This is a genomic window from Arthrobacter sp. zg-Y179 (genome assembly GCF_020907345.1).
Classification (GTDB): Bacteria; Actinomycetota; Actinomycetes; order Actinomycetales; family Micrococcaceae; genus Arthrobacter_B; species Arthrobacter_B jinronghuae.
The window spans coordinates 37848-64742 of sequence record NZ_JAJJOB010000011.1 but is presented as its reverse complement, the minus strand read 5'-3'; the positions used below and the strand labels follow the sequence as shown (position 1 = coordinate 64742).

Genomic DNA, 26895 nt, shown 5'->3' with positions numbered 1-26895 from the left:
CTAAGACCCACAGCGCCGATGGTACTGCATCCGGGAGGATGTGGGAGAGTAGGTCACCGCCGGACAATTATTGAAGAGGTTGAGCCCGTACCAGTGTTGGTACGGGCTCTCCTTGTTTAACCCGCCCTACGTTGTGGCGGCATGGCCAGGGGCAGCAGGCCTGGTCCCGGTAGGCTGGAAAGCATGAGCCCATCCCTGTTTTCCCACGCTGCCGACCCGGATCCGAAGGACGCTGAGCAAGGCACGTCCGTTTCGGACGTAGTGGCGGTGCGGCAGATCCCCCGAGACGCAGAAGAAGCGTTCAACGGCTTCACGGACTACCTGCACCTATGGTGGCCGGAGGACCTTACGGACTTCGGTGAAGGTACACACGCTGAGTTCGAGGGTGGAGTACTTACCGAGACAGGGCCCGACGGGGAAACCGCGGTATGGGCCACGGTACGCACCCGGGAACCGGACACGTTGCTGGAACTGGACTGGGTGGCGGGCCCGAATCCGCGGATTCCTACGGATGTACGCGTCGAGTTTTCCCCGGCGGCTGACGGCTCCACGCTGGTGACGCTCCGTCACTCAGGCCTTGACCGGCTACCCGACGCGGCACAGGAATATGAGCGGCTGCAAAGGGAATGGCCGCAGATCCTGGACCGCTACGCGCGCTTTATGGGGGCACGGTAGTCTGCTGGCATGTCTCTGGATGCCCTGCACGACCTGACCCTCACTGGCCCCGGCCTCCTGGTCGAGACAGCGCCGGAGGTACTAGCTGCCTATGCCACCGACCAGGGGCCGGTGCTGGCCTATATAGAGCCGCTGGCCGTCGTCTGGCCCACCAGTGTGGCGGACGTGCAGGTGGTGCTGCGCTGGGCCTCTGCAACGGGCACCGCCGTGGTGCCGCGCGGCGCCGGTACAGGAGTCTCGGGCGGGGCCCACGCTACGGGCGGATGCATCATCCTTTGCCTAGACCGGATGAACCGCATCCTGGAGCTCAATGCGCAGGATGAAGTGGCCATCGTCGAGCCCGGCGTGATCAACGCGGACCTGAACGCGGCGGCGGCGGCCCACGGATTGATGTACGCGCCGGATCCGGCCAGCTACCTGACCGCAACCATCGGCGGGAATGTGGCCACTAATGCCGGCGGTCTCCGCTGCGCGAAGTACGGGGTCACCCGCGACTCCGTCCTGGCCCTCGACGTCGTCCTGGCCGACGGAACCCTCATCAGCACTGGGCGGCGCACCTTCAAGGGAGTAGCCGGCTACGACCTCACCAGCCTCTTCACCGGGTCGGAAGGCACCCTGGGCATCATCGTCGGCATCACTGTGCGGCTGCGGTACCTGCCGGTGCAGATCCGAACCATTGCGGCCTTCTTCCCGGATTTTCCGACGGCCGCCGCCGGCGTGCTGGCCGTGGGCGCCGCCCGCGTACAGCCGGCCATCATGGAACTGCTGGACGGTGCCACCCTGACGGCCCTGGACGAAGCCCATGGCAGCGCCCTTCGTACCCGTGGCGACGCGCTGTTATTGATCCAGACGGATGGTTTCGGCGCCGGAGCCGAGGCCGACGTCGTGCGCAGTGTGCTCAGTGAACTGGGTGGAACGGTAAGTACGGAAGGGGCGGCCGAGGCCGAACGGCTGGTCGAACTGCGCCGGCACAGCCGCGGAGACGCGGTGCCGGACCAGATGCGGGTGGGGGAGGACGTCGCCGTTCCCCGCTCCGCGCTGGTGCGGTATGTCGCGGAGCTGGAACGGATGGCGGGGCAGTACCGGGTTAACCTCAAGGTGGTGGCCCACGCCGGGGACGGCAACCTGCACCCCACCTTCTGGGTTCAGGCTGCCGACGACGGCGGACGTGAACGGTTGGACGCCGCACTGGACGAGTCCATCGCCGTTGCGCTGTCGATGGGTGGAACCATCACCGGCGAACACGGAGTGGGCCAGTTCAAGCTGCACTGGCTGCCGCAGGAGCAGCGGGCCGAGGTGCTCGAGCTGCAGCGCAGGGTGAAAGCAGTGTTCGATCCAGCGGGCATCCTCAACCCCGGGAAGGCCATTCCCGGGGAGCCGCACTAGTCCAGGCGCATCCAGACGGTGCGGTTGGGTCGGAGCCGGGCACCCTCGAGAGCGTCAGCAGCGCTGCCCATGAGCAACGGCAGATCGGGCAGCTGAACCGGTGCATCCCCCATATTCATGGCCACCAGCACGCCCTCGTTAACAAAGGCGACCAGCCCGTCGTCGTGCTCCGGCCACCACGCCAGGGAACCGTTGCCCAGATCCAGTTCGCGGCGCAGATCAAGAGCGCGGCGGTAGAGGTTCAGGGTCGAGTCGGGGTTGCGCTGCTCGATATCCCGGGAATGCCGGCCCCAAATAGGCGGCTGCGGCAGCCAGCTCTCACCCGTGGAGCTGAAACCGTAACTGGGCAGGTTCGCCTTCCAGGGCAGGGGCACCCGGTTGCCGTCCCTGCCCACCCGCACTCCGGCAGTGCGGTGGAAGGTGGGATCCTGCCGGAACTCGTCCGGAATCAACGTGTGGTCCGGCAGGCCCAACTCCTCGCCCTGATAGAGGTAGACGCCGCCGGGCAGGGCAAGCATCAGCAAGGTGGCGGCGCGGGCTCGGGCGAGGCCAAGTTCAAGGTCGGGCTGTTCGTCCCGCGGTCCGAGGCCGTCCCCCGCGCGGGGACCGGCCCCGGTCAGGCCGAAGCGGCTGGTGTGCCGGACGACGTCGTGGTTGGACAGCACCCAGGTGGTGGGTGCCCCGACCCGGTCGAAGGCGCGCAGGGAGGACTCGATGACGTGCCGCAGTGCCGGGGCGTGCCAGGGGTGCTGCAGGTAGGCGAAGTTGAAGGTCTGGTGCATTTCGTCGGGCCGGACCCAGTCGCTGAGCCGTTCGATCGGGTCGATGGTGGCTTCGGCGCAGAGCACCCGGTCGCCGTCGTAGGAGTCCAGGATTTTCCGCCAGGACCGGAAGATGTCGTGGATGCCGGGCTGGCCGAACATGGGTGCGTCGGAGCCGGGGAAGCCTTCGGAGGAGGACCCGTCCGCGCGGCCGCCCCAGTCGGGGAGTCCGGATTTCTTGATCAGCGCGTGGGCGACGTCCACGCGGAACCCGCCGACGCCGCGGTCCAGCCAGAACCGCAGGATTTTTTCGAATTCGGCGTGCACGCTGGGGCTGTCCCAGTTGAAGTCCGGCTGGGAGGTATCGAAGAGGTGCAGGTACCACTGTCCGGGGGTGCCGTCGGGTTCAGTGATGCGGGTCCAGGCGGGGCCGCCGAAGTGCGACTGCCAGTTGTTGGGCGGATTTTCCCCATGTTCTCCGGTGCCGTCGCGGAAGATGAACAGGTCCCGTTCCGGGGAACCCGCGGGGGAGGCCAGGGCCTTGCGGAACAGGGCATGCTGGTCCGAGCAGTGGTTGGGGACCAGGTCTACGATGACGCGCATATTATGCCGCGAGGCTTCGGCAACGAGGGCGTCGAAGTCCTCCAGGGTGCCGAAGAGGGGGTCCACGGAGCAGTAGTCGGCGACGTCGTAGCCGGCGTCTTTCTGCGGGGAACGGTAGAACGGGGAGAGCCAGATCGCGTCGATGTCGAGTTCGGCGAGGGTGGGGATCTCGGCGGTGATTCCGGGCAGGTCCCCGATTCCGTCACCGCGCAGGTCGCGGAACGAGCGCGGATAGATCTGGTAGATCACCGAGGACCGCCACCACTCACGTCCGGCGGACGGCTCATGGACGGGGACCAGCCTCGTCCGGCTGGATGCGGTAGTCAGTTGTTCAACCATTCAGGGCGTCATCCTTCGCGCAGATTCTTAGACTTACAGTTCCATTTAACGACTTCGGCTTCCGCTGCGTTGGCGGTGGCCGCGCAGATCACACGAGATCTTCGTCACGTATTTACGGGAAGGGGGAACGTTCCGGGAATGGATGGTACGGCTCGGCTTGGATGTATAGGATTGCCGTAGGTCACACCGACTTTGCGTAGTCGAACCGGGCGTCGAGCGGACGCCCGTTCGACTCCGCTAACCACTTCATCTTCAGGGGGAATACCGCGTGTCAGAGAACCGACCAGAATGGCAGACCGGCGGCGACCCGGCAGCCGCAAACGATAGTGCTTCGGACAGCGGCCAGTACGGCCCGCCCCCGTCGGCGCCGTCCGCCTACCCCGGGTCCCAGGAGAACGAAACGGGCAACACTGCCTATCCGTCCTACGGCCAGCAGTCCGAAGCGCCGTCCTACGGCCAGCAGCCCGTGTACCCGGGTGCCGGCCAGCAGCCGGCCTATCCGGGTTCCCAGGAAGCTCCGGCCTACGGCCAGCAGCCCGGTTACCCGGCCTACGGACAGGATGCCTACGCCCTGCCGCGGCCGAACCCCGGACAGGCCATGGGCATCGCCGGCCTCATCACGTCCTTCTTCTTCTCCATCGTGGGCCTGGTGCTGAGCATTGTGGGCCTGAACCAGTCACGCAAGGCGGGTATGGGCAACGTTCCCGCTGTGATCGGCATTATCGTCGGCGGATTGGGGACCCTCTTCGGGATCCTCTTCTTTATTCTCATCATGATTGGGATCGCGGCCGACAGCGGCTCCAGCTACTGACCGCCCCCACGGCACGTCAGGAGGAGCCCCGGCCCTAGGTCGGGGCTCCTCCTGCGTCCAGGATCTCCATGGTCCGGGTATCGGTGCTAAGCAGGATCGCAGCTTCGTCGCGCCGGTGGCGGAGGATGGTATCCATGTACGACTGCACCGCCTCGGCCATGGGCACGTTGCGGTTGGCCTTTTCAGACATGTACCAGCGGTGCTCCAGGACCTCGTGCACCACCTCGGCAGCCTCTAGCTTGCTGCCCAGATCCCGCGGCACGGCTTTGACTATCGGTTCGAAGACCTGCGTGACCCACAGATGTGCGCTGAGCTCTTCGTCGAGTTCCGGATGGTTGGTCGCCCGGTAGGAGTCCAGGTCATTAAGCAGCCGGCGGGCCTGGTTCTCCTGGGCATCGATGCCGGTCAGGCGCAGCAGCCGGCGTTGGTGATGGCCGGCGTCGACCACCTTGGGCTGCAGCTGGACCTGCGTTCCGTCGGGGGTGGTGCTGATGCTGAGCTCGTCGACGTCGAACCCCAGGTCATTCAGGCGCCGGATGCGCGCATCGACACGCCAGCGATCGGCCATCCCGAAGGATTCCCGTTCGGTCAGCTCGGCCCAGAGCCCGCGGTAACTGTCCATGATCCGTTCGCTGGTGGCCAGCGGATCCACTGACTCCTCAACCAGGCCGCCCTCGGCCAGGTCCATCAGTTCTCCGGCAATGTTCACCCGGGCAATTTCCAGGTCATATTCGCGTTGGCCGTTGGACAACTCGGGATAGAGCTCACCGGTTTCCGCATCCACCAGGTAGGCGGCGAAGGCGCCGGCGTCGCGGCGGAAGAGTGTGTTGGACAGGGAGACATCGCCCCAGTAAAAACCGGCCAGGTGCAGGCGGACCAACAACAGTGCCTGGGCATCGATCAGCCGCGTCAATGTGACTTCACGCAGGGTCTGGGAGAAGACGGCACGGTAGGGAAGCGAGAAGCGCAGGTGCCGGGTGACCAGTACCGGCTGCAGCTCTTCACCCGCCGGATCCATGCGTCCGGTAATGACCGCCACCGGAGCCACCGCGGGGACATTCAGGCGACGAAGCTTGCGCAGCATGTGGTATTCCTGCCGCGCCACGTGTTCGTTGGTTTCCTTGATGGCGATGAGGGAATCGCCCAGCCGCGCGAAGCGGACAACGTGGCGGGAAATTCCGCGGGGGAGTGCGGCCAGGTTCTCCTTGGGCCATTCCTCCAGCGGAATGTGCCACGGCAGGTCCAGCAGGGCCGGGTCCATGGACGCGGCCGTGATGTTCAGCGACCCCAGTGTGTTGATCCGGTTGGTCGAGGAGCGCGTGGTGCGGGGCAGTTTGCCCGTCTGCTCCCAGTCCGTGGGTTCGTTCTGCCAGTTGGCAGGTACGGAGTCTGTCATCGGCGAAAGCCCTTACGTCTCAAACATGCGTTAACGAAAAAGCGGTGGCTCCCCACCTCAGAGTTTAGTTGAGCAGGGGAGCCACCGCATGTCGTGCCGGCCGGGTTACGCCTGTTCCGCCAGCCGTTCCCCGTTGGAGGTATCGAACAGGTGCACATGGCCCTTCTGCGGGCGGACGTGGAGAGTGTCGCCCTTCATCGGAGGACGCCGGCCGTCAACGCGGACCACCATGTCATGGTCCTTGCCGTCGATGCTGCTGTGGCCGTAAACGTACGCATCGGCTCCCAGTTCCTCGACCACGTCCACTTCCACGCGCAGGCCCTCGCCCTCCGGCACGGTTTCCATGTCTTCGGGGCGGACACCCAGCGTGACGGTGTTGCCTGCGGCAGCGCCCAGCACCGAGCTCTCCACCGGGTACACGGCCCCGCCGAACGCTACGCCTCCGTCCACCACCGGAAGCTCGAGCAGGTTCATGGCAGGGGAGCCAATGAATCCGGCCACGAAAACGTTCCGCGGGTGGTCGTAGAGGTTGCGCGGGGTGTCGACCTGCTGCAGGACGCCGTCCTTGAGCACCGCGACACGGTCGCCCATGGTCATGGCTTCCACCTGGTCATGGGTGACGTACACCGTGGTGACTCCGAGCCGCCGGGTCAGCGAAGCAATCTGGGTGCGGGTCTGCACACGCAGCTTGGCATCCAGGTTGGAGAGCGGTTCATCCATCAGGAAGACCTGAGGGTTACGCACAATCGCGCGGCCCATGGCAACGCGCTGGCGCTGACCGCCGGAGAGTGCCTTCGGCTTGCGGTCCAGGTAGTCTTCGAGGTCCAGCAGCTTCGCGGCCTCACGGACGCGTTCCATGCGCTCTTCCTTGCCGATGCCGGCGATCTTCAGGGCGAAGCCCATGTTGTCCGCAACGGACATGTGCGGGTACAGCGCGTAGTTCTGGAAAACCATGGCGATGTCGCGGTCCTTGGGCGGAACGTCGGTGACGTCACGGTCGCCGATGAGGATCCGTCCGGAGTTGACGTCTTCAAGCCCTGCGAGCATCCGCAGCGAGGTGGATTTTCCGCAGCCCGAGGGGCCGACGAGAACCAGGAATTCGCCGTCGGCGATTTCGAGGCTGAGGTTGTCTACTGCGGGGCGTTCCGTCCCCGGGTAGACGCGTGTTGCCTGGTCAAACGTTACCGTTGCCATGGTGTTTCCCTTCACGGGCAGGTACGTGCCCGACGATCCGTTGTGAATGGAGAGCTATGTAATTGAGTTGATAACCGCTGTGTTGAATACTGCCGGCAGGTCTTCTGTGACCTGTGACGCGGCTCACGGGGACAGTATTACACACGTTGTCCAGCTGTGAACGTCCGGCCGCTGCAGGGAGTTATTAAGCGACGGCGGCGGCGCGCAGCCGTGCAAGTTCGGCGAGAACCGCAGTGAATGCCTCGGGGGAGGCGACCCGGTAGGCGGCAGCCGTACGCCCGTCGCCGACCTTGATCCCGACGTCGCCGGGCTGCAAAGCCTCGAAGCCGCGTTCGTCCGTGACGTCGTCGCCGGCGAACAGCACCGCCGTCGCGCCGGTCAGTTCGCGCAGGGCGCGGATGCCTTCGCCCTTGTTGGTGTGGACCACGGAGGCCTCCAGGACGGATTTGCCGTCGGTGACCTGAACGCCGTTCAGCAGGCCCAGCTCCCTCCGCGCTTCCTCGGTGGCGGCGGCAGCGACAGCCGGTTCAGAGACACTGCGGGTGTGGAGGACGACGCCGGCGGGCTTGTGTTCCAGCCGGCAGCCCGGGTGCCGGGCGACCACGGATTCCACCGCTGTGCGGGCTCTGGCCAGCAGCTGGGCCTGCTCGGCGGTCAGCTGCAGCGGTTCCTGGTTGGGGCCGGTCCAGGTCTCGGCGCCGTGGCTGCCGATCAGCAGGGTTTCGGGATCCGGGGAGGCAACGGTGCGCAGGCTGTCGAGCGCCCGTCCGGAAATGAACGCGGTGACTGTGTTCGGGAGGGAAGCGAGGGTCCGGACAGCGGCCGCCGATCCGTCCAGCGGGCGGGCATCCTCGGCAAGCTCCACCAACGGGGCAAGCACGCCGTCGAAGTCCAGCGCCACCAGGAGCTTCCCGGTGCCGGCCACGGACTCCAGTGCTGACTGCAGCTCGGTGTCCAGTGCACTCATGACTGTTCCCGGTCCTCGGTTTGTTCCCGGTCCTGGTCTTGTTCGAGTGCCTCCAGGAAGTTCTGGGACCACCGCTCGACGTCGTTCTGCAGCACCTGCCGGCGCATCAGGCGCATGCGGCGGCTGGCTTCCCTGGCCGGCATGTTTACCGCGGTGAGGATGGCGGCCTTCAACCCGTCGATGTCGTGCGGGTTGACCAACACGGCCTGGCGCAACTGGTCCGCGGCGCCGGTGAACTCGGAGAGGACCAGGGTGCCCGTGTTGCCGGTGCGGGCGGCGACGTATTCCTTCGCGACCAGGTTCATGCCGTCGCGCAGTGCGGTGACGAGCATAACGTCGGCGGCAAGGTAGAGCGCCACCATTTCCTCCACCGGATAGCTGTGGTGCAGGTAGCGCAGCGCGGTGTTGGAGATGGTGTCGAAGCTGCCGCTGATCCGGCCGACGGTGCCTTCCACTTCTTCGCGCAGCAGCCGGTACTGTTCCACGCGCTCGCGGGAGGGGCTGGCCACCTGGATCATGGCGGCGTTTTCCACCGTGATCCGGCCGTCTTCGAGGAGTTCGCCGTAGGCCTTGAGCCGGTGGCTGATGCCCTTGGTGTAGTCCAGCCGGTCCACGCCCAGCAGCACCGTGTCCGGGTTGCCCAGTTCGCGGCGGATCTGCTTGGAGCGTTCAATGACGTCTTCGCGCTGTGCCAGCTCAGCGATCTGGCCAGCATCGATGGAGATGGGGAATGCCTCGGCGCGGGAAACGTAGGACAGTCCGTCTTCGGTGGTGACGTTCACCTGCTGCTGGCGGATGGTGTAGCCGGCGAAGCGGCGCACGCAGCGCAGGAAGTTGCTGGCATCGGAGGGGCGCTGGAAGCCGATCAGGTCCGCGCCGAGCAGGCCCTCGATGATGTTCCGGCGCCAAGGCAGCTGGGCGAAGATTTCCAGCGGCGGGAAGGGAATGTGGTTGAAGAAGCCGATCTTCAGGTCGGGCCGGGCCTGGCGCAGCAGCTGGGGGACCAACTGCAGCTGGTAGTCCTGGACCCAGACCGTGGCGCCCTTCGCGGCCACGGAAGCGGCGGCGTCGGCAAACCGTCGGTTCACGGTGCGGTAGGCATCCCACCAGGTGCGGTGGAACTCCGGGGCGGCAATCACGTCATGATAGAGCGGCCACAGCGTCGCGTTGGAGAAGCCCTCGTAATACAGTTCCACTTCGTCGGTGCTCAGCGGCACCGGCTTCAGATACATGTTGTCGTGGTCGAAAGGTTCGACTTCCTCGTCCGGGGAACCGGGCCAGCCTACCCAGGCGCCGTCGGCCTTTGCCATCACGGGAGCCAGGGCCGTGACCAGCCCGCCGGGTGAGCGCCGCCAGGTTTCGCCATCGGGTCCACTAACGCGGTCAACCGGAAGCCGGTTGGACACGACGATGAAATCGAAGTCGCCGTAGCTGTCCGGAGCGTCTTCCTTGGAACTCGGATCCGCGTCAGCGTTCACGAATGGCACCCCTTTTTAGATTGGTCGTATATTGCCACTCTAGCGAAGCGGGGAAACTTTGTACCGCCCGCGGGCGTTGGTCGCAGGGTGGCGGGCGCCGTTCCCCCTACACTGGTGATGAGCTGAGCGGCCCCGGAAACGTGGCCGGCGTTGAGAGACATGAGGAAATATGACTGACCGGAACCCCAAGCCGACCAAGGCGGAACGCACTGCTGCTGCCCGCGAGCAGGCGCGCGCACTGCGCGAGGCCCAGCAGAAGAAAGAGCGGCGCAACCGACTCCTGGTGATCTGGGGTGTTGTGGTGGCCATCGTGGCGGTGATCGCAATTGTGGGCGTGATTGTGTTTAACAGCATGGGCAAGGACGTGGCGAACACCGGCACTTCGCCGGCCAACGCCAACCAGTACGGCGGGTTTACCCTGACCTCGACCACCGCGCTGGAGCCCACGGAGACCTTCGACTTCGACACGGAGACGCTGCCGGCGGCACCGGAGGAAGCCGCAGAAGAGACTCCGATTCCGCCGGGGGTTGAAGCTGCGCCAGAGGGTGAGCCGGTCCAGGTGGTGGAATACGTGGACATCAACTGCGTGCACTGCGCGGACTTCGCCGCTACCTACGACGATCAGATCTCCCAGTGGCTGGATGCAGGCGAGATCACCTACGAATACCGCACCGTGGCATTCCTGGACCGTAACTCAGCCACCAACTACTCCTCCCGCGGCGCCAACGCTGCGGCATGCGTGGCGGACCAGAGCCCCGAGTCCTACTGGGACTTCATGAAGGCCATCTTCGCTCAGCATGCCGCCGGTGAAGTGAAGAACGCAGAGCTGGTGGACATGGCCGAGTCCGTGGGCGCCGATACCGAGGGCATGGAGGACTGCATCGACGACGGCACCTACCGTCCGTTCGTGAAGTACGCAGACCAGCTGGCCCGGGTGGACGGCATCAACGGCACCCCGACGGCCTTCGTCAACGGCGAGGAAGCGGACCTGAACGCCTTCGTGGAAACGGTGCAGGGCGCCATCGACGCCAACAAGTAAGCCTGGCTTGGCCCGGGTGTTCGTTCCCCGTGAAACCTTTCCGGTTTCACGGGGGCGGGCGCTCTGGGCTAATCTTGTCTAGCGCTGTTGTTCACACCCGTTTATTCGGGCGGACGACGGCGGCGTGACTGGCTTGGACTTTTAGCCCGCCAGCCGCGCCCCCTTAGCTCAGTTGGCCAGAGCACCTGTCTTGTAAACAGGGGGTCGCCGGTTCGAATCCGGCAGGGGGCTCCACGAAATCCCTCCTGATCAGGCATAACGCCGAACAGGAGGGGTTTTTTGTTTGGGCGGCCGACGGGGTTTGCCGAGGTACGCTCTGGCATCGAGGTGCCGATGCGCCGGACGGCATCCTTCCCGGCCCGGCCGGCAAGGCAAACTAGGCAGATGCGCGGAGCTGCTGCCGGGAAAGCCCGGCAGCAGCGTCCTTGCTACGGGGGAGACAGAAGTGTTCAGGAAATGGGTCAATGACTGGCGGTTCACGCGGGTCCTGACCATTGTCATACCTGTCGCCGTAACCGTCTGGTTCTTCGGCGGGGCGCCTGGCCCGGCTGCCGGCTTCTTTGCGCTGGGTGCGGTCTACGGGGTCCTTCTGTTCAGGGTGGTTTCGCTGTCCGTGCGCGCCGACATGGTGATGCGGGGAGCCTTGAGCCTGATCCTCAGCATGATGCACTCCTTGGAAGACCCTCTGGGCATACCCATGGCGGGCCCGGGACTCATGGGCTTCACGGCTGGTGCCATCGCCGGCGGTCACTGGTGGTCCGGGAAGAAAGCCGGAACCGTAATCAGGCGCAAGCGGGAGCGTACCGCCGACGGCGGCTACACGGGCGGATGGCAACTGGCGCTGATCAACGCAGCCTCCGCAGCAGTGCTGCTCAGTGCGCCTACAGCCATGCTCCTTGACGGTGTCACGGTGCAGACCCTCGTGGTGTCCCTGGTCATCGGTTTCCTCGGCGGGTGGGCGCTGGTCCGCTTTGTGAAGTCGTTCCAAACCCAGTTCATAATCCTCATCGCCACGTTCTTCGCCCTCATACCTGCACTGATCCTGGCCGGTTCCATCGGCTACGGCGACGCCGTATTCATCGGGCTGTTCGGCTTCCTCGCAGGCAGGCTGATCGGCGGCAGGTACTGGTGGGGCCCGCGGTTCGGCGCGCCGCGGCCTCCGTTCGCCGGTAAAACCAAGCGGCGGCGAAAGCGGAAGCGGAAGGCGAAGATAACTCCCTCAAAGCGCCCCGTCGAGGTGTCGAAGGCGACTGCCTAAGGCGTCCGCCTCGAAGCGAGCTGTTCGAGTTCGGCAAGCTTCTCGGTGGCCCGTTCCGGCTCAGTCTCCGCCCTGGCCTGGGGCGCACCGGATGGAGGACTCTCCTGCCTGGATATGAATTAGGATCACAGCAACCGCGGAGGCCCACATCCCGCTTGCACTGGAAATCCGCGTGTCCGGTCCGTGCGGCCCCGTAAACCGTCCGACCGAAAGTGAACATGAGTAACAACATCCGACCCAGCCTCCCTGCCAAAAAGGTTCTCACCCGCACGTTTTATCTACCCATCGCCGTTGGCCTTGGCCTGGCCGTCTACTTTGCCGTGACCGGTGAATGGCTTCTGGCCGCTGTCATGTCGGTTGTCTCGCTGAGCACCCTCGCTGTCTACCCCTGGTACAAGCGTCAGCTGGCCTCCCGGGATGCTGCCGCGCCAAAAGCTGAAGGCGCCGACGGAATCTAGTCCCGTCCTCCTAACGCTGTGCGCGGACTCGTGAAACCCCGGCGCTTCGGGTACAAGGGATGCCGCGCGCACGACGCAGGAGGCCTGCTTCTCCATGGCGCGTCCGAGGCGATCGAATGACACCCATAAGATAAAAAGCAGAATCAGTGCGCACGTACTAGGAGTCTCCAATGGTTATGCCCCGGAACCTGTTCCTTGTCCGCCACGGACAGAGCGAAGCGAACGTTATGCAAAGGGCAGCCAAGGCCGGGGACCCGAGCCTTTACACCGAAGAGACCATGACCGTCCCGGACCGTTCGTGGCGGCTCACGGAACTCGGGGTCCAGCAGGCCAAGGTCGCCGGGGCGTGGATCGCCCGGCAGAACATAAAATTCGACCGCGCCATGGTCTCCGTTTACACCCGGACCCGCGAAACCGCCGCGCACCTCGGGCTGGACGTGCGCTGGGAAGAGAACCGGGTGATCCGCGAGCGTTCCTGGGGCGAGATCGGATCCATGTCGAAGCAGGACTTCGCGCAGAAGTATTCGCAGAACGCCGCCTACCGCGAGAGCGATCCGTTGTACTGGGCTCCGCCCGCAGGCGAATCCATTGCCAATGTCGCCGAAAACCGGGTGCGGAACATCCTGAGCACCCTGCACCGCGAAAACGCCCGCGACAACGTCCTCCTGGTGACCCACGGTGAATTCATGTGGGCAACGCGCCTGGTGCTGGAGCGCTGGAGCGACGAGGAGTTCCTGGAACGGGACGCCGACAAAGAGCAGATGATCCACAACTGCACCGTCCTGCAGTACACCAGCACCGATCCGGCCGACCGGAACAACGTCCGCGAAAAGCTCAACTGGGTCCGCCGCTGCTGGCCGGTTCAGGTCGACGGCGAGTGGACCATGTTCGTCGGCGATTGGGAAGAGTTCGACCGGAAGTACTTCACCAGGGAGGATCTCCTGGAGCGGGCCGAAGCAAACCGGCATTTCCTCGAGGGAGCTTTCGGAAGCTGAGCAGACTCTCCCCCGTCTGCAATACTCGCCGTATGGGTGCATGGGGGAGCGGCATATTTGCCAACGATACGGCGGCGGACATTCGCGGGGAGTACCGCGAACATCTCGAGGACCAGGTGCCGGACGAGGAAGCGACCCGCCTGGTCATCGAATCGTTCGGCTATCTGCTGCGCCAGGACAACGCCGCGGAGCTGTGGGTGGCGCTCGCGGCGGCGCAGTCCCAGGTTGGCCGGCTCGACGACGAGGTGAAAGCCGCCGCACTTGACGTGATAGACCAGCGGAGCGGCCTCGAGGAGTGGGAGGAAGCCGGACCGGCTGATCTGGCCAAACGAGTGGCGGCCCTGCAGAAACTGCGCGACCAGCTCACCGGGCCGCAACCGGCGCGGAAGAAGCTCCGCCGGCGGTGGCGCCATGAAGAAACCGAACTCGTCGCGGGCGACGTCCTGAGCTACACAGACGCAGAGGGCCGAATGGCACTGTTCCGCGTTGCTGGAATTCACCGGTCGCGCGTCGGCGACATGCCGTGCCTCGAATGGCTGGACTGGACCGGAAGAAGCGCACCCGGCGTCTGGCGGCTTGCCCGCTTGAAGCCGATTCAGGCCCCCGCTCATCCGGGTATGCCCCAACGGCCCGTCATCTACCACGTGTTCCGGTTCCGGAAAAAGGACACTGATTGGCGGGCCTGTGGCTTCGTTCATGTGACACGCCTGCCGAACTGGCCGGCCAACGACGGGGGCGAGCCGAACTTCTCCGCCGGATGGCGCGCACTGAGCCTGGGAGCGGACCATCACCTCGACGGTACGGAGCCAGCAGGCATAATTCCAGGAGTAAATGCGCCGTTGAAGGGCTAAATGCCCCGTGAGCCCTATGACTCCGGTGCGATCTCTGCAAATTTCCTGCCGGAAGCATCCTGGTGCGCCAGCCGGCGCAGGGCCAGCAGCAGCGGCTCAATCAGGACGGTGCCGAGCACCACGTAGCGCATTGCCTCGGCGGAACTCTCCAGCGGCACCTGGTCCAGTTCGCGGTCCGCGATGGCCCGCATCGCCTGCCCGTACATGTCGAGGAAGTCGGAAGGCGGCTCGAACCCGGCATCCTCCAAACCGCGCAGTGCCTGCTCCAGCCGGGACCGGGCGTCGTGATCCGCCGGATCCACCTGCCACCCCCAGGCGTCCAGCAGCGCATCGGCCCGCGGATGCTGCGGCTCGGTTTCCTGAGTGGAGCTGACAGCCCGGTGCGCCGCGCCCAGAAGCTGATGGGCGGATTCGGGCGGCTCATCCAGCTCCTGCAGGACCTTGCCGGTCGCAGCGACGGAGAGCCCGCCGGAGCCCAGGAGGGCACGGACCAACCGGAGCTTGGCGACGTGGCCGTCGTCGTACTCCGCCTGCCGCGGTGCGGTGAGCCTGCCGTCGTGGAGCAGGCCGGAACGCAGGTAGTACTTGATGGTGGCGATCGGAACGCCGGTTTTTTCGGACAGTTCGGAAATACGCATGGAGACCCCCTTGTGCTGGATACTTTAGCTCTCTAGCTTGGATACCATAACTATCCAGTCGCGGGAGGAGGCCGCCATGGCTCGCAGTGCACCAACCCGTCTCACCGCTGAACATAACGGGCCCCTCGTCCTTTTCCTCATTGGCATGAGGATTAACCGGCCGTGGCGTCCGGACCATTGGCTGCAGGTGTTTGCCGCCATGCCGCGGATGCTCGCGGAGCTGTCTGCCGATCCGGACTCGGGGATGCTGGGCTACCGGATTACCCTGGGGTCCGGCGGCCCCCTGGTGGTGCAGTACTGGAAGTCCGCCGAAGAGCTGTTTGCCTATGCCAGCAAGCCGGACGCGGAGCATCGGCGGGCGTGGGCCGCCTTCAACCGGATCGCCCGCAAGGCGCCGAACAGCGTCGGTATCTGGCATGAGACCTACGTAGTGGAGCGGGCGGAGTCGATCTACGTCGGCATGCGTCCCGCGGGGCTCGCCAAAGCCACCGGTGCTCGACCGTTGGGCCAGCACAGCCGGGCCGCGGAGCGGCTGCGGCCCGCCGGGTAGCCCGCCGGGCAGGCAGAGGATCGGAACACGCGAAAGCGGTGCCGCACACCGGTCCGGGCAGGACCTAGGGCGTCCAACCAACCGTGTACCCCACGCTGACCCCGGGCTGCGGACCCGGGACGCCCGGCCCGAAGCCCGCACCGCCGTCGTCGCCGTCACCCCCGGAACCGTCTCCACCGGCGCCCAACAGGCTTCGGGTCAGCGCCTCTCCCTGGCCCAACAGTTCCTCGGCCGCAGCGGCCAGATGGGAATCGCCGGGTTTCTCACCGGCATCCACGGCCCGAAGTACGGCGCGGCGCACCAACTCCCGGGCAAAGGACGCTGTTGCGCCTTCGGACTGCTCGGCCGCGGCCTGCAGCGCGGCATCGGAGAACACCCCTGCGGGAGCATAGAGTTCCAGCAGCCGGACCCGGTTCTCGACGCCGGGCAGCGGGATCCGGACGGCAAGGTCCACCCGCCCGGGTCGCTGCACCAGTGCCCGTTCGAGCGCCTCGGCGCGGTTGGTGGTCATCAGGAACACGACGTCGGCGTCCGCGTCCAGGCCGTCCAGGGCGTCCAGAACCTCAAAGAGCAGCGGCTGCGGGCCGTGGCCCAGGTTCCGGTCCTCGGCCACCAGGTCAATGTCCTCGAGAATCACCATGGACGGCGCCATGGCCCGGGCCAGCCGTGCGGCCTCACCCACCATGTGCAGCGAGTTCCCGGCCAGGAGCACCGCCGTCGTACCCTCACTCGCGCTGAGCAGGTGGCGCACGGTGTGGGTTTTTCCGGTGCCGGGAGGGCCATAGAGCAGGACGCCGCGTTTCAGGTGCTGTCCATGCTCCCGCAGCACCTCCCGGTTCGCCGCGATGCCGAGCACATGACGCCGCACGCGGTCGAGCACTTCACCCGGCAGGATCACTTCTTCCGCCGGCAGCGACGGGCGGGCAAGGAACGTGACACCGGCGCCCTGCTGGCCGTACGGATCGAAGGCGAAAGAGACAACCTGGCCGCGCAGGATGCTGTTGGTGCGTAGCTCTTCCTGCAGCTCGGCCAGGAAGCCCACGGCCGCTTCACGGTTCCGGCCGAGCACTGCCACGTCCGCTCCCGAGCGTCCGTACTGGGGGTTGGCAGCGCGCTGCAGGACGGCAAGCGGAACACCTTCATAGATGAACAACCGCAGACCCAGGGCCACCACCTCGCGGGTACTCTCAGGCCCGACGGCGAGGTTCACGAAATCGGGCTGGCCGACCCCCACGGGACCGTACCCTTCCTGAACGATGTCGGCCAGGGATTGATGCTGGCGCTGCTGCCCGCCGCCCACCCCGATGAGCCGGGCCCCGGGATCCCGTCCGGCAATCTTCTCCATGGAAATGTCCAGGTCCGCGAACCGGTGAACGGGAACATCCTGCGACACGATGGGCACCTCGGCGGCGGGCACGCCGATGTGCTCCGTCAACACATCGAGGATGCGTTCCCTGCCGTCGTTTTGTGCCAGGTGCTCCCGTGAGAGTTCGATCGCGCGGTTGAAGTTGCTAAGGAATTCCCCGAGTTTTTCATCCATGCGGGCAGAGCCTAGCACCGGCGCAAAAAGGCGGTGCCTCCCCGGGAGGCACCGCCTTCAGTGTGTTGCAGAACCGCTTAGTACGCCTGGTTGAGCTTCTTGTGCTGCCGGTACTGGCTCATCTGCGTGAACCACGTCGCCGCTGCCTTGCGGTAGAGCGGGAATGTCGCGATCAGCAACGCCATAACCCCCCACCAGCCCATCAGGTTAGTGCCGGTGAACAGGCTTACCAAGGTGAGCCCGGCGTAAACGGTGAGCACAATCCGGGCCCAGCCATGACCCTTCCGGATGAAAATAGCTGTCACAAGGTTGATGGCGATGCAGAGGATGCCCAGAACCACCAGGACGATGCTGCCCGTGAGAACGGCGGCATCCATATCGACCACCAGGCCGGCAGCATCGTACTCGGCCTGCATGGCGGCCCGGCTGTCGTCCGAGTTCAGGATCGCGATCTGAATGGGAATATTCACCACGGTAAGGGCCAGAGCGAACATCAGCAGGCCGAACGACGAATTCACGTCCTTCGGCCGGGGTGGCTCGACCGCCGCTGCTGCCGGTCCTGCGGGCACACCTGGGCCGCCGGGATAGGCGTAGGCGTTGTTAATGTTGGCGTTGTTGGTGCCCTGCGGCACTTGTTCGGACATGCTTCCCCCATAAAAGCCGGCTGATCCACGGCGGATTCGCCGCAGTACCTGCCAGCATAGGCGGCGGCCAACGAACTAACGAAAAAGCTGCACGGAAAAGGGCCCTGCAGCTGCTGAGTAGCAGCTGCAGGGCCCTTGGCGGCAGGGAATCCCGTGGTCAGCCCACCATTTCCAGCAGTGCCGAATACGAGGACTGGGCACCCTCGCGGGTGGCGGCCAACGCGCCGGCTCGCGCCGCAAACTCTGCGGCCTGCACCAGCGAATCACCGGCGGCTAGCCGCGCAGCGGTACCGGCGGTGAACGCGTCCCCGCAGCCGGTGGTGTCCACCGCGGTGACCCGGGTGGGAGCGACTGCTACAACACGGTCCGCACCGGCAGCGGTGCCGTCCAGTACGACGGCGCCCTCTCCGCCGAGCGTGATGATGGTACGGCGCACACCCAGGCGGGCCAGGGAGGCGATGACCCGTTCCCAGTCCGACGCCGGATCGGCCAGTCCCGTGACCAGCGCCGCTTCGTGGGCGTTGAGCAGCAGGACATCGGTCAAGGCCAGCAGTTCGGCGGGAACCTCCCGGTACGGCGAGAGATTCAACAGCACCTGGGCACCGGCGTCGTGCCCTGCCTGCGCCGCGGCGGCCACCGCTTCGAGCGGCACCTCCAGGCTTAGGCAGAGCACCGCGGCGTCGTCGAACAGGTCCGCCGGGAGTTCCGCGCCGGTGACCGTGCCGTTGGCTCCGGGGGAGACGATGATGGTGTTCTCCCCGGCAGCGTCCACCACGATCATGGCGGTGCCCGTCGCAGTGCCGGTGCGGCGCAGGACGCGGGAGGCGTCTACGCCGGCATCGGCTGCTGCCTTCAGCAGCAGATCACCGTGCCCGTCGGCACCCACGGCACCGAACAGCCGCACCTCGGCACCCAGCAGGGCAGCGGCAGCGGCCTGGTTGGCACTCTTGCCGCCCGGGACAATGACCAGTTCCGATCCGTTCAGGGTTTCCCCGGGGGAGGGGAAACGGTCGGTACGGACGGTCAGGTCGGCATTAAGCGAGCCGACAACTACAACTTTTCCGGCGGACATGCAGTGATTCTCCTTGGGTGGCGGACGGGTTAGCGGTGGTCGGTCTCGGCCGGGGCGGCGTCAACCTCGGCCTCGGCCGGCCTCGGAATGAGGAAGGACGAGGCCAGGGCCAGCGCCAGAATGACCAGACCGGCAATGATACCGGCGTAGTACCCGGTGGACCCGGCGCCGTCGGCCGGGGTGGCCGCCGTCTTCACCGCGTAGATCACGGCGAAGCTCAGGCCCGCGCCCAGATTGAACGCACCGGCGTTGAGGCCGGGAAGGAAGCCGGGGTTCTCCTTCGGCGAGAGCACAATGCCCAGTCCGTTGAGCATGATGTTGCTGATGCCGGCATAGGTGATGCCGATCAGCACGGATACGCCCAGCAGGCCCAGCCGGGAGTCGCTGCCGACTATCAGGAGCATCAGGGCCAGGGTGATGACGGAGCCGATCAGGCCGATCCGCAGCACCTTGCCGTAACCCCAGCTGGCGGCCAGCCGGCCGGCGAGGGGCCCCAGGAACAGGCCCGCGAGGGCGTACGGCGTAAGGGTCCACCAGGCGGATTCCTCGGCGCCCATGCCGAAACCGACCACGCCGTCCTGCGCCAGGGCCGGGATGATGCCGTTGATCACGGCAAAGACACCGGTCATGGTCAGCAGCGTGGTCAGGAGCAGGGCCCAGGTGGAGCGCTGCTTCAGCAGATAGGTGGCCACGAGCGGCTGCTCGGTGCGGTTCTCCACCTTCCAGAACGCCACGAAGGCGACTATGCCAATGACAATCAGGGCGATCACCAGCGGCCAGTTGGCGTCCGCCAGTTTGCCCGCCTCGTTGAACGCGGTCAGCAGGGTGCCCACGGAGATGACCAGGGGAACAACGCCCACCCAGTCCATCTTTTCCTTCTTTTCGGCCCGGGATTCGGGGGCCAGGAAGAAGAGCAGGGCCGTGGCGACCGCACCGACAATGGCCATGGCCCAGAAGACGGAAGCGAACCCGTGGTTTTCCGCGAGGTAGCCGCCGGCGACGGCGTCGACCCCGGCAATGCCGCCGTTGACGGCGGTGATGACGCCCATCAGGGTGCCGTACAGCTTGGGGTCGCGGATCTCCACGCGCAGCATGATCAGCGTCAGCGGCACCACCGGTCCCGAAACGCCCTGGATCAGGCGGGCCAGGAAGAGGACCTCGATGCTCGGGGCCAGGGCGGCCACCACGGAACCGATGGTCAGGACCACCAGCATCCCGGTGAGGACCTTCTTGCGGCCGATGATGTCGCCGAGGCGCGGCAGGAAGAGGGAGAACAGTGCGGCGGCGGTGAAGAACGCGGTCTGCGTCAGGCCCACTGCTGCCGAGGTGGTTTCCAGTTCCTCCTCGATGCTGACCAATGCGGGGGAGAGCATGGAGGCGTTGAGCTGGAACGCCACGCAGGCGGCCAGCAGGGCGGCCATCAGTGCGCCGACGTTTACCCGTCGGCGGGCGGTTTCAGTCACGAGTTCACCTCGATTTTGGCTCCGGCGCCGGCCGGTTCAGCTGCACCGGCATGCGTTGCCGGTTCTGTGGTGTCAGCAGGCTTGGGGATCAGGAAGGACGCGGCCAGGGCCAGGCCCAGAATGATGACGCCGGCAATGATGCCGCCGTAGTAGCCTTCGGTTCCGGAGCCGCCGGTAACGGTGGTGGCGGTCTTGGCCGCGTAGATCACGGCGAAGCTCAGGCCGGCGCCCAGGTTGAACGCGCCGGCGTTGAGGCCGGGCAGGAAGCCGGGGTTCTCCTTGGGGGAGAGCATAACGCCGAGGCCGCTGAGCATCACGTTGCCGATGCCGGCGTAGGTGATGCCAACCAGGATGGAAATGGCCAGCAGACCCAGCCGGGAATCGCTGCCGACGACCGGGAGCATCAGGGCCAGGGCAATGACCGAGCCGATGGTGCCGATCCGCAGCACCTTGGCGTAGCCCCAGCTGCCTGCCAGCCGCCCGGCAAACGGGCCCACGATGAGGCCCGCGAGGGCGTACGGGGTGATGGTCCACCAGGCGGACTCTTCGGCGCCCATGCCGAAGCCCACGGCACCGTCCTGCGCCAGGGCCGGGATGATGCCGTTCATGACGGCAAAAACGCCGGTCATGGTCAGCACGGTGGTCAGGAGCAGGGCCCAGGTGGAGCGCTGCTTCAGCAGGTAGGTGGCGATCAGCGGCTGTTCGGTGCGGTTTTCGACCTTCCAGAACACTACGAACGCGATGACTGCAATGACGATCAGGCCGATGACCAGCGGCCAGTTGGCCTCCGCCAACTTGCCGGCCTCGTTGAACGCGGTCAGCAGCGTACCGACCGAGATGACCAGGGGAACAACGCCCACCCAGTCCATCTTTTCCTTCTTCTCGGCACGGGACTCCGGCACGACAGCGATGACGAGGGCTGCGGCAATGACGCCGACGACGGCCATTGACCAGAAGATTGATGCGAAGCCGTGGTTCTGCGCCAGATAGCCGCCGGCAATGGCATCAACGCCGGCGATGCCGCCGTTGACTGCGGCAATGACACCCATCAGGGTGCCGTACAGCTTGGGGTCGCGGATCTCCACGCGCAGCATGATCATGGACAGCGCAACGGTGGGTCCGGAGACGCCCTGGATCAGCCGGGCCAGGAACAGCACCTCGATGCTCGGTGCGAGGGCAGCAATCACGGAGCCGATGGTCAGGACCACCAGCATTCCGCCGAGGACCTTCTTGCGGCCGATGATGTCGCCGAGGCGCGGCAGGAACAGGGAGAACAATGCGGCGGCGGTGAAGAATGCCGTCTGGGTCAGGGCTACGGCAGCCGAAGTGGTGTTAAGTTCCTGTTCGATGGTGAACAGGGCGGGGGAGAGCATGGAGGCGTTGAGCTGGAAGGCAACGCAGGCGGCCAGCAGAGCCGCCATCAGTGCGCCGACGCTTACCCGGCGGCGGGTCGTTTCACTCACAGTTCAACCTCGCCAATGCGCTGGAGGGCGTCCACAACGAGATCCCAGAACTTCCGGTGGTCCAGGTCCACGGCCACGGAGGTGTTGCAGTCTGCGGGGGCCGGCGCGCGGAAGTCCGCCACCGTCATCCCCAGTGTCAGGGTGCCCGTCAGTTCCACGTCCAGCGGGACGCGCCGGGTGGTCATGACGGAGGGGTCGATGACGTAAGCGACGGCGCAGGGATCATGCACGGGCGGGAAGTCGAAGCCCTGGGCATCCTTGTAGGCCTCGCCGAAGAAGTCGAGCAGTTCGCCGACGAACTTAGCCGGCTTGGTGCCGACGGCGGCGATGCGCTCGGCAACTTCGTCCGTAGCCAGTGCCTGGTGCGTAAGGTCCAGGCCGACCATGGTCAGCGGCCACTTCTCGTTGAACACGATGTGCGCTGCTTCGGGGTCGATCTTGATGTTGAACTCGGCCACGGCGGACCAGTTGCCCACGTGGTAGCCGCCGCCCATGAGGACGACTTCCTTGACCCGTTCGGCGATGCGCGGTTCCTTGCGCACGGCCATGGCGATGTTGGTCAGGCCTGCGGTGGGGACAAGGGTGACGGTGTTCGGCTCGTGTCCCATGACCGTGTCGATGATCAGGTCCACCGCGTGGCGGGGATCCAGTTCGAGGGTCGGCTCCGGAAGCTCGGGGCCGTCCATGCCGGAGTCGCCGTGGATGTCCGGGGCGTTCTCGATGGTGCGGACCAGGGGGCGGTCACAGCCGGCGGCGAAGGGAATGCCTGTGATATTTGCGACACGGGCAATTGCCAGTGCGTTGCGTGTCACCTTCTCCAAGGTTTGGTTTCCGACGACGGTGGTCACCGCCAGCAGGTCGATCTCCGGGCTGCCGTGTGCCAGCAGCAGGGCGACCGCATCATCATGCCCGGGATCGCAATCCAGGATGATTTTGTGGGGCATTACGTCTCCGCTTCGTTGAGGTTCTAGCTCCGGGACCGCAGTTCCGGCATTGCGGCGTCCGGCTCCGGTACTCCTGCAGCGGTCCGCAGCGGTGCGGACATGGGGGAGTGCCTGCCTGGCACCAGAATTAACGATATAGACGTATTGCGGACCACTCCGCCGTGGCTCCTGCCGCGCACCGGACGGAACTCCGTCCCGATTTGCCATCTGGCTGCGGGGAAATTATGCTGTCCGCCGCTCTTTCGCGGGCGGGGCGCGGCTCCGGGCCGCTGCCTCCCTTCCAGCATGACCGAACGCCCCGGACCCCACCAGACGGCAGCTTGCTTTGGGTTGCCGGTGCGGCCTATCCGGGGGATGCTCCCTGCTCCGAGCGGGGAGTCAAAGACGGCAGCCCCGCTCCGGGGAGAGCGGGGCTGCCGAAGATTCCCTTGAGTTACTTACCACCGGACCTTTCGTTCCCGCGGTCCCTGCCTGGTGGTCGCACGGGTGGGCTTGTGGTCCTTGCCGAGACTTTGCCAGCCGGGCAGGGCGGTCTCCGGGGCGGCGGCGAGCTGCTGGGCGCTCGCCTCGCTCAGCCGTGCTTCGGCCGCCGGAGCGAGATGGATCTCGACGGGCGGTAATACCGGCTGTGGGGATTCGGGCTTTTTGTCCTTAGGTACACGCATGGTGTCCTCCAATGGCTCTGGGCCGTTGAGGTTATGTCAGGGACACCGTCCGGGCGTGCGAAAGCACGCCGGTTCTACCGGGAGGTTTTGGCGGGGCAGACGGACGGACTCGGAGGCAGCGCCTCAACAAGCTCTAATGGATGGTGTCTGCGGTGGGTTTCGAGCGCGCAGCGCTACTCGAATATCAGTAGTCCCATGCGGATGACCATAACAGTGCGCCCTTCCGCCGGATAGCCCTTTCCCAAAGACCGGAGGCATTAACGGCGACGACGGCGGCACCTGGGACCGGTGCCGCCGTCGCGCGGTTTAGCGAAGGATCAGAAAGTCAGGACAATCCGGCCGCGCAGGCCGCCGGCCTCCAGCCTGCGGTGCGCATCGGCAGCCCGTTCGGCGGGCAGGACGTCCGCGATCCGCAGGCTGAGCAGGTCCGCTTCGGCCAGCGCCCGCAGCCGGTCCAGCTTCACGCCGGAGGAGTACTCCTCGCCGACCCGGATTGGATGCACCGTAATGCCGCGGCCGGGATCGCCGTGCCACCCCCGTACCGTGGCGAACCCGCCGCCGTCGCGCACGGCACTCACTGCCAGCTCGTTCATCACCGCCGCATCCGCCACGGCGTCCACACCGTCGGGGAAAAGCTCCCGGATCCGGTCGGCAACGTCGTCTCCGCGCTCCACCACGTGGTCCGCTCCCAGCGCCGTTACGACCTCAGCGTCCCGCGGGGATGCATCGGCAACAACAGTCAGTCCGGCCTCCTTGGCAAGCTGGATCAGATAGTTGCCGAGGGTTCCGGCTGCACCGGTGATCGCCAGGACCGAGCCTTCGGCAAGGTCCAGCTTTTCCAAGATCTGCACCGCGGTGAGTCCGTTCATCGGCAGCGTGGCGGCAGCCTCCAGCCCGACGCCGGCCGGGACCCGTGCGATGGAGTCCGCCGGTGCCACCAGGTACTCGGCATAGGCGCCCCGCCGTGCAGCCCGCGGCAGGGCCAGGGCCATGACTTCGTCGCCGATCCGCCAACCGGCGCCCTCACCCACCTCGTCGACCACTCCGGCGGCGTCCATGCCCGGGATATAGGGCGGCTCCTGCCCGCCCATGTCCTGGGCGCCGGAGCGCAGCACGGTGTCGGTGGGGCTGACCGCGGCCGCGTGGACCCGGATGCGGACCTCGCCGGGGCCGGCATGGGGTTCGGGTACGTCGAGGACCTCCAGGACCTCGGGGCCGCCGAAGGCACGGATGCCAACAATCTTCATGGGGAACTCCTCTTACTGATGCAGCGGGGCCGCGGGCCCCGGAATGATGCGCTGTTGTGCCAGCCGGTCGAAGAGCTCCAGGAACCGGTCTTCGGAGTCCAGGCAGTCGGCAAAGCCGGCCTGGCGGGCCTTGATGGTGGAGGAGACGTTGTCGAACTCCGAGCGGAAAATGAAGTCGGCGAATTCCCACCGGACCAGGTCTCCGTAGGGAATCTGCTCCAAGCCGTACCGTACGGTCATCTGCTCCCAGAGGTCACGGTACTGCGGCATTGCATCTGTGAGGGGCACGGGCTGCGGCTCTGCGTACTCCATGCCGAAGTACTTGGCGAAGGCCGGCCACAGCTGCCGCCAGCGGAACTGGTCGCCGTTGGTGATGTTGTAGATTTCCCCTGCGGCGGCGGGTTCCGAGCCTGCCCATACGGCGGCGCGGGCCAGCAGCTCGGCGTCGGTGACCTGGTACAGGGCATCGTATGCCGCCACCGTGCCGGGGAAACGCAGCGGCTGGCCCAGTTCCTTGCTGATGCTGGCGTAGACCGCGATGGCCATCAGCAGGTTCATCGGGTTGCCGGTGGCGTAGCCGATCACGCCCTCGGGACGCAGCACGGTCAGGGCGAAGCCGCGCTCGGCGGCCACCTCACGCAGCAGGTCCTCCTGGTCGTAGTAGAAGTTCGGCTGGATCAGCCGCGGATCCCGTTCCTTGGCCGGGGCGTTGAAGTAGCCCAGATGCGCGCCGTAGGCCTTCCCGCCCTGATAGAGCGTGACGTGGCGCAGCGGTGCCCCGGCGGCATGCAGTCCGTCCAAGGTGTTGCGCAGGAGAGCGGTGTTGACCTCGGACAGTTCGGCCGACGTCGGGCGCTCAATATAGGCACCGAAGACCAGATGGGTGGTGTCCGACGCCGGGGCCAGGCCTTCGCGGGCCTTGCCGGCATCCAGCAGGTCCACGGACAGATGCTCCCAGTCTGCGCCGGGCACCGGACGGCGGCTTGCTCCGCGCACCTTCCAGCCGCGGCGGGCATACTCGTCCGCGGCATGCCGGCCGATCACTCCGCCGGCGCCGGCCACGAGCGCGACGCCGGCTCCTGAGGCGTGCGGCGGCGCTGCGGTGCGGGCCTGGTCCTGCTCGATGATGCCGGGCGTCGGGTTGGCGCCGGCATGTGACTCGGCGGCTGCTTCAGGGAAGGTTTCCATGGGTTCTCCTGTTGATTCCGTAATACCTGGTCAACGGCCAGTACTCCGACGATATCGATCATCAGCGTGCTTATGAAAATCCCGGGTGCTGGCATCGGGACGGATAACCCGTGGTCAACCGAACGTAGGCTGGAAACGTGAACACTCTTACGCTTCCGGACCGCAGCTGGGCCGAGACCGCCATTCGCCGCATCGAGGCCGAGGGGGCACGCTCGGCTGACACGCACCTGTTCCAGGTCCCGGTCCCGGCCGGCTGGTCCGTGCAGATCTACCTGAAGGACGAGTCCACCCACCGCACCGGCAGCCTCAAGCACCGGCTGGCCCGATCCCTTTTCCTCTTCGGCCTGGTCAACGGCTGGATCACAGAGGGCACCACCATCGTGGAAGCTTCCAGCGGTTCCACTGCTGTCTCGGAAGCTTACTTCGCCCAACTCCTGGGACTGCCGTTTGTGGCCGTGATGCCGCAGACGACCAGTGCGGAGAAGATCCGGCTGATCGAGCACTACGGCGGGCGCTGCCACTTCGTCCGGGAGCCTTCCGAGGTCTACGCCGCTGCGGAGGCCGTCGCGGCCAGCACCGGCGGGCACTACATGGACCAGTTCACGTACGCCGAACGCGCCACTGACTGGCGGGGCAACAACAATATTGCCGAGTCGATCTTTTCCCAGATGGCCCAGGAAGACCATCCGCTGCCGGACTGGATAGTGGTGGGTGCCGGTACGGGCGGGACAAGTGCAACGATTGGCCGCTATATCCGTTATCACCGGTATCCCACCCGGCTGGCAGTGGTGGATCCGGAGAACTCCGCGTTTTTCCCGGCCTGGCAGAACCCGGGGGAGCCCGCGGCTGGAAGGCCTTCCCGGATTGAGGGTATTGGCCGGCCCCGGCCGGAACCCAGCTTCGTTCCGGCGGTAATCGACCATATGATCCAGGTCCCGGACGCCGCATCGGTCGCTGCCTCACGGCACCTGAGGCGGCTCACCGGGCTGCATGCCGGACCCTCCACCGGCACCAATCTCTGGGGTGTTTGGCAGTTGGCTGCAGCCATGGAAGCGGACGGCCGCGACGGAAGCCTCGTCTCGCTTGTGTGCGACTCGGGGGACCGGTACACCGCGTCCTACGGCGACGATGCCTGGTTGGAATCCCGCGGGCTGGATCCGGCCCGCGCCACGGCGGTGCTGGAGGAACTGTTCCGGACCGGACGGTGGCCTGCGGGCTGATCCGCTCCATGCCGCCCCAGCCGCAAGAGCGGCCAGCCGGTCCTTGATCG

Annotated in this window: 25 protein-coding genes and 1 tRNA gene; 11 read left to right on the top strand and 15 right to left on the bottom strand. The window is 66.0% G+C overall.

Annotated elements, in window-relative coordinates:
• Positions 1–183 precede the first annotated feature (183 nt).
• Both LOC56_RS13905 and LOC56_RS13900 read left to right on the top strand, forming a co-directional pair.
• On the top strand, positions 184–675 hold the full coding sequence (locus LOC56_RS13905) for a hypothetical protein (protein ID WP_229952875.1): 492 nt from the start codon (positions 184–186) through the stop codon (positions 673–675).
• A 9-nt stretch (positions 676–684) separates the two neighbouring features.
• On the top strand, positions 685–2061 hold the full coding sequence (locus LOC56_RS13900; protein WP_229952874.1) for an FAD-binding oxidoreductase: 1377 nt from the start codon (positions 685–687) through the stop codon (positions 2059–2061).
• On the opposite strand, the gene LOC56_RS13895 is transcribed toward LOC56_RS13900, so the two are convergent.
• Positions 2058–3764: a glycoside hydrolase family 13 protein gene (locus LOC56_RS13895; protein WP_229952873.1), complete on the bottom strand. Its 1707-nt coding sequence runs from the start codon at positions 3762–3764 to the stop codon at positions 2058–2060. The two genes, LOC56_RS13900 and LOC56_RS13895, sit on opposite strands and share 4 nt — an antisense overlap.
• Before the next feature lie 268 nt (positions 3765–4032).
• Between LOC56_RS13895 and LOC56_RS13890 the strand changes: the two genes are divergently transcribed.
• A complete protein-coding gene (locus tag LOC56_RS13890; protein ID WP_229952872.1) occupies positions 4033–4575 on the top strand; it encodes a DUF4190 domain-containing protein in 543 nt (180 codons plus the stop codon).
• Positions 4576–4609: 34 nt separating this feature from the next.
• On the opposite strand, the gene LOC56_RS13885 is transcribed toward LOC56_RS13890, so the two are convergent.
• The 4 genes from LOC56_RS13885 to LOC56_RS13870 all read right to left on the bottom strand — a co-directional run bounded on the left by LOC56_RS13885 (position 4610) and on the right by LOC56_RS13870 (position 9610).
• Positions 4610–5971 (bottom strand): DUF4032 domain-containing protein, encoded by a 1362-nt coding sequence (locus tag LOC56_RS13885; RefSeq protein WP_229952871.1) that lies wholly within the window; start codon positions 5969–5971, stop codon positions 4610–4612.
• Between the two features lie 105 nt (positions 5972–6076).
• Complete coding sequence (locus LOC56_RS13880; RefSeq protein WP_229952870.1) at positions 6077–7165, bottom strand: ABC transporter ATP-binding protein; 1089 nt, start codon at positions 7163–7165, stop codon at positions 6077–6079.
• A 184-nt stretch (positions 7166–7349) separates the two neighbouring features.
• Positions 7350–8132, bottom strand: coding sequence for a trehalose-phosphatase (gene otsB / locus LOC56_RS13875; RefSeq protein ID WP_229952869.1), 783 nt, complete (start codon positions 8130–8132; stop codon positions 7350–7352).
• Positions 8129–9610 (bottom strand): alpha,alpha-trehalose-phosphate synthase (UDP-forming), encoded by a 1482-nt coding sequence (locus LOC56_RS13870; RefSeq protein WP_229952868.1) that lies wholly within the window; start codon positions 9608–9610, stop codon positions 8129–8131. The genes otsB and LOC56_RS13870 overlap by 4 nt, the downstream gene beginning before the upstream one ends.
• A 169-nt stretch (positions 9611–9779) precedes the next feature.
• Between LOC56_RS13870 and LOC56_RS13865 the strand changes: the two genes are divergently transcribed.
• The 6 genes from LOC56_RS13865 (at position 9780) to LOC56_RS13840 (ending at position 14211) form a co-directional block, all read left to right on the top strand.
• Positions 9780–10649 (top strand): DsbA family protein, encoded by an 870-nt coding sequence (locus LOC56_RS13865; RefSeq protein WP_229952867.1) that lies wholly within the window; start codon positions 9780–9782, stop codon positions 10647–10649.
• 157 nt (positions 10650–10806) lie between these two features.
• Positions 10807–10883: transfer RNA gene (locus tag LOC56_RS13860), tRNA-Thr, on the top strand.
• A 211-nt stretch (positions 10884–11094) separates the two neighbouring features.
• Positions 11095–11907 carry a hypothetical protein gene (locus LOC56_RS13855; protein WP_229952866.1) on the top strand — a complete coding sequence of 271 codons (813 nt, stop codon included), beginning with the start codon at positions 11095–11097 and terminating at the stop codon, positions 11905–11907.
• A gap of 218 nt (positions 11908–12125) precedes the next feature.
• Positions 12126–12365 carry a hypothetical protein gene (locus LOC56_RS13850; protein WP_229952865.1) on the top strand — a complete coding sequence of 80 codons (240 nt, stop codon included), beginning with the start codon at positions 12126–12128 and terminating at the stop codon, positions 12363–12365.
• 170 nt (positions 12366–12535) lie between these two features.
• Entirely contained in the window at positions 12536–13360 is an 825-nt protein-coding gene (locus LOC56_RS13845) for a histidine phosphatase family protein (RefSeq protein ID WP_229952864.1), read from the top strand.
• 32 nt (positions 13361–13392) lie between these two features.
• Positions 13393–14211 (top strand): DUF4259 domain-containing protein, encoded by an 819-nt coding sequence (locus LOC56_RS13840; RefSeq protein WP_229952863.1) that lies wholly within the window; start codon positions 13393–13395, stop codon positions 14209–14211.
• A gap of 14 nt (positions 14212–14225) precedes the next feature.
• Here LOC56_RS13840 and LOC56_RS13835 read toward each other — a convergent pair whose 3' ends face one another.
• The gene (locus tag LOC56_RS13835) at positions 14226–14849 is read right to left on the bottom strand and encodes a MerR family transcriptional regulator (RefSeq protein WP_229952862.1); all 624 of its coding nucleotides are present in this window, start codon (positions 14847–14849) and stop codon (positions 14226–14228) included.
• A gap of 76 nt (positions 14850–14925) precedes the next feature.
• Here LOC56_RS13835 and LOC56_RS13830 point away from each other — a divergent pair, with 76 nt between their 5' ends.
• Positions 14926–15399, top strand: coding sequence for a DUF4188 domain-containing protein (locus LOC56_RS13830; RefSeq protein WP_269437999.1), 474 nt, complete (start codon positions 14926–14928; stop codon positions 15397–15399).
• Positions 15400–15463: 64 nt separating this feature from the next.
• Here LOC56_RS13830 and LOC56_RS13825 read toward each other — a convergent pair whose 3' ends face one another.
• From LOC56_RS13825 to LOC56_RS13785, 9 genes are all read right to left on the bottom strand, one after another.
• The gene (locus tag LOC56_RS13825) at positions 15464–16939 is read right to left on the bottom strand and encodes an AAA family ATPase (protein ID WP_229952860.1); all 1476 of its coding nucleotides are present in this window, start codon (positions 16937–16939) and stop codon (positions 15464–15466) included.
• 77 nt (positions 16940–17016) lie between these two features.
• Entirely contained in the window at positions 17017–17583 is a 567-nt protein-coding gene (locus LOC56_RS13820; RefSeq protein ID WP_229952859.1) for a hypothetical protein, read from the bottom strand.
• A gap of 157 nt (positions 17584–17740) precedes the next feature.
• Positions 17741–18655, bottom strand: a complete 915-nt coding sequence (locus LOC56_RS13815; RefSeq protein ID WP_229952858.1) for a ribokinase — start codon at positions 18653–18655, stop codon at positions 17741–17743.
• Between the two features lie 29 nt (positions 18656–18684).
• Complete coding sequence (gene uriT / locus LOC56_RS13810) at positions 18685–20118, bottom strand: uridine transporter UriT (RefSeq protein WP_331460952.1); 1434 nt, start codon at positions 20116–20118, stop codon at positions 18685–18687.
• Positions 20115–21581, bottom strand: coding sequence for a uridine transporter UriT (gene uriT / locus LOC56_RS13805; RefSeq protein WP_331460951.1), 1467 nt, complete (start codon positions 21579–21581; stop codon positions 20115–20117). Before uriT (LOC56_RS13805) ends, uriT (LOC56_RS13810) begins: the two co-directional genes overlap by 4 nt.
• Complete coding sequence (gene uriH, locus LOC56_RS13800) at positions 21578–22525, bottom strand: uridine-preferring nucleoside hydrolase UriH (RefSeq protein ID WP_229952857.1); 948 nt, start codon at positions 22523–22525, stop codon at positions 21578–21580. The genes uriT (LOC56_RS13805) and uriH overlap by 4 nt, the downstream gene beginning before the upstream one ends.
• Before the next feature lie 437 nt (positions 22526–22962).
• Positions 22963–23190, bottom strand: a complete 228-nt coding sequence (locus LOC56_RS13795; RefSeq protein ID WP_229952856.1) for a hypothetical protein — start codon at positions 23188–23190, stop codon at positions 22963–22965.
• Between the two features lie 317 nt (positions 23191–23507).
• Complete coding sequence (locus LOC56_RS13790; RefSeq protein ID WP_229952855.1) at positions 23508–24437, bottom strand: NADP-dependent oxidoreductase; 930 nt, start codon at positions 24435–24437, stop codon at positions 23508–23510.
• Between the two features lie 12 nt (positions 24438–24449).
• Positions 24450–25625 (bottom strand): SDR family oxidoreductase, encoded by a 1176-nt coding sequence (locus LOC56_RS13785; RefSeq protein ID WP_229952854.1) that lies wholly within the window; start codon positions 25623–25625, stop codon positions 24450–24452.
• Between the two features lie 137 nt (positions 25626–25762).
• On the opposite strand from LOC56_RS13785, the gene LOC56_RS13780 reads away from it, so the two are divergent.
• Positions 25763–26845, top strand: a complete 1083-nt coding sequence (locus tag LOC56_RS13780; protein WP_229952853.1) for a PLP-dependent cysteine synthase family protein — start codon at positions 25763–25765, stop codon at positions 26843–26845.
• Positions 26846–26895 lie beyond the last annotated feature (50 nt).

What these genes read in the sequence shown, in the direction of transcription:
- LOC56_RS13905 (WP_229952875.1), top strand. Translation starts at nt 184, where the DNA reads ATGAGCCCATCCCTGTTTTCCCACGCTGCCGACCCGGATCCGAAGGAC.
- LOC56_RS13900 (WP_229952874.1), top strand. Translation starts at nt 685, where the DNA reads ATGTCTCTGGATGCCCTGCACGACCTGACCCTCACTGGCCCCGGCCTC.
- LOC56_RS13895 (WP_229952873.1), bottom strand. Translation starts at nt 3,764, where the DNA reads ATGGTTGAACAACTGACTACCGCATCCAGCCGGACGAGGCTGGTCCCC.
- LOC56_RS13885 (WP_229952871.1), bottom strand. Translation starts at nt 5,971, where the DNA reads ATGACAGACTCCGTACCTGCCAACTGGCAGAACGAACCCACGGACTGG.
- LOC56_RS13880 (WP_229952870.1), bottom strand. Translation starts at nt 7,165, where the DNA reads ATGGCAACGGTAACGTTTGACCAGGCAACACGCGTCTACCCGGGGACG.
- otsB (WP_229952869.1), bottom strand. Translation starts at nt 8,132, where the DNA reads ATGAGTGCACTGGACACCGAGCTGCAGTCAGCACTGGAGTCCGTGGCC.
- LOC56_RS13865 (WP_229952867.1), top strand. Translation starts at nt 9,780, where the DNA reads ATGACTGACCGGAACCCCAAGCCGACCAAGGCGGAACGCACTGCTGCT.
- LOC56_RS13850 (WP_229952865.1), top strand. Translation starts at nt 12,126, where the DNA reads ATGAGTAACAACATCCGACCCAGCCTCCCTGCCAAAAAGGTTCTCACC.
- LOC56_RS13845 (WP_229952864.1), top strand. Translation starts at nt 12,536, where the DNA reads ATGGTTATGCCCCGGAACCTGTTCCTTGTCCGCCACGGACAGAGCGAA.
- LOC56_RS13840 (WP_229952863.1), top strand. Translation starts at nt 13,393, where the DNA reads ATGGGTGCATGGGGGAGCGGCATATTTGCCAACGATACGGCGGCGGAC.
- LOC56_RS13835 (WP_229952862.1), bottom strand. Translation starts at nt 14,849, where the DNA reads ATGCGTATTTCCGAACTGTCCGAAAAAACCGGCGTTCCGATCGCCACC.
- LOC56_RS13830 (WP_269437999.1), top strand. Translation starts at nt 14,926, where the DNA reads ATGGCTCGCAGTGCACCAACCCGTCTCACCGCTGAACATAACGGGCCC.
- LOC56_RS13825 (WP_229952860.1), bottom strand. Translation starts at nt 16,939, where the DNA reads ATGGATGAAAAACTCGGGGAATTCCTTAGCAACTTCAACCGCGCGATC.
- LOC56_RS13820 (WP_229952859.1), bottom strand. Translation starts at nt 17,583, where the DNA reads ATGTCCGAACAAGTGCCGCAGGGCACCAACAACGCCAACATTAACAAC.
- LOC56_RS13815 (WP_229952858.1), bottom strand. Translation starts at nt 18,655, where the DNA reads ATGTCCGCCGGAAAAGTTGTAGTTGTCGGCTCGCTTAATGCCGACCTG.
- uriH (WP_229952857.1), bottom strand. Translation starts at nt 22,525, where the DNA reads ATGCCCCACAAAATCATCCTGGATTGCGATCCCGGGCATGATGATGCG.
- LOC56_RS13795 (WP_229952856.1), bottom strand. Translation starts at nt 23,190, where the DNA reads ATGCGTGTACCTAAGGACAAAAAGCCCGAATCCCCACAGCCGGTATTA.
- LOC56_RS13790 (WP_229952855.1), bottom strand. Translation starts at nt 24,437, where the DNA reads ATGAAGATTGTTGGCATCCGTGCCTTCGGCGGCCCCGAGGTCCTGGAG.
- LOC56_RS13785 (WP_229952854.1), bottom strand. Translation starts at nt 25,625, where the DNA reads ATGGAAACCTTCCCTGAAGCAGCCGCCGAGTCACATGCCGGCGCCAAC.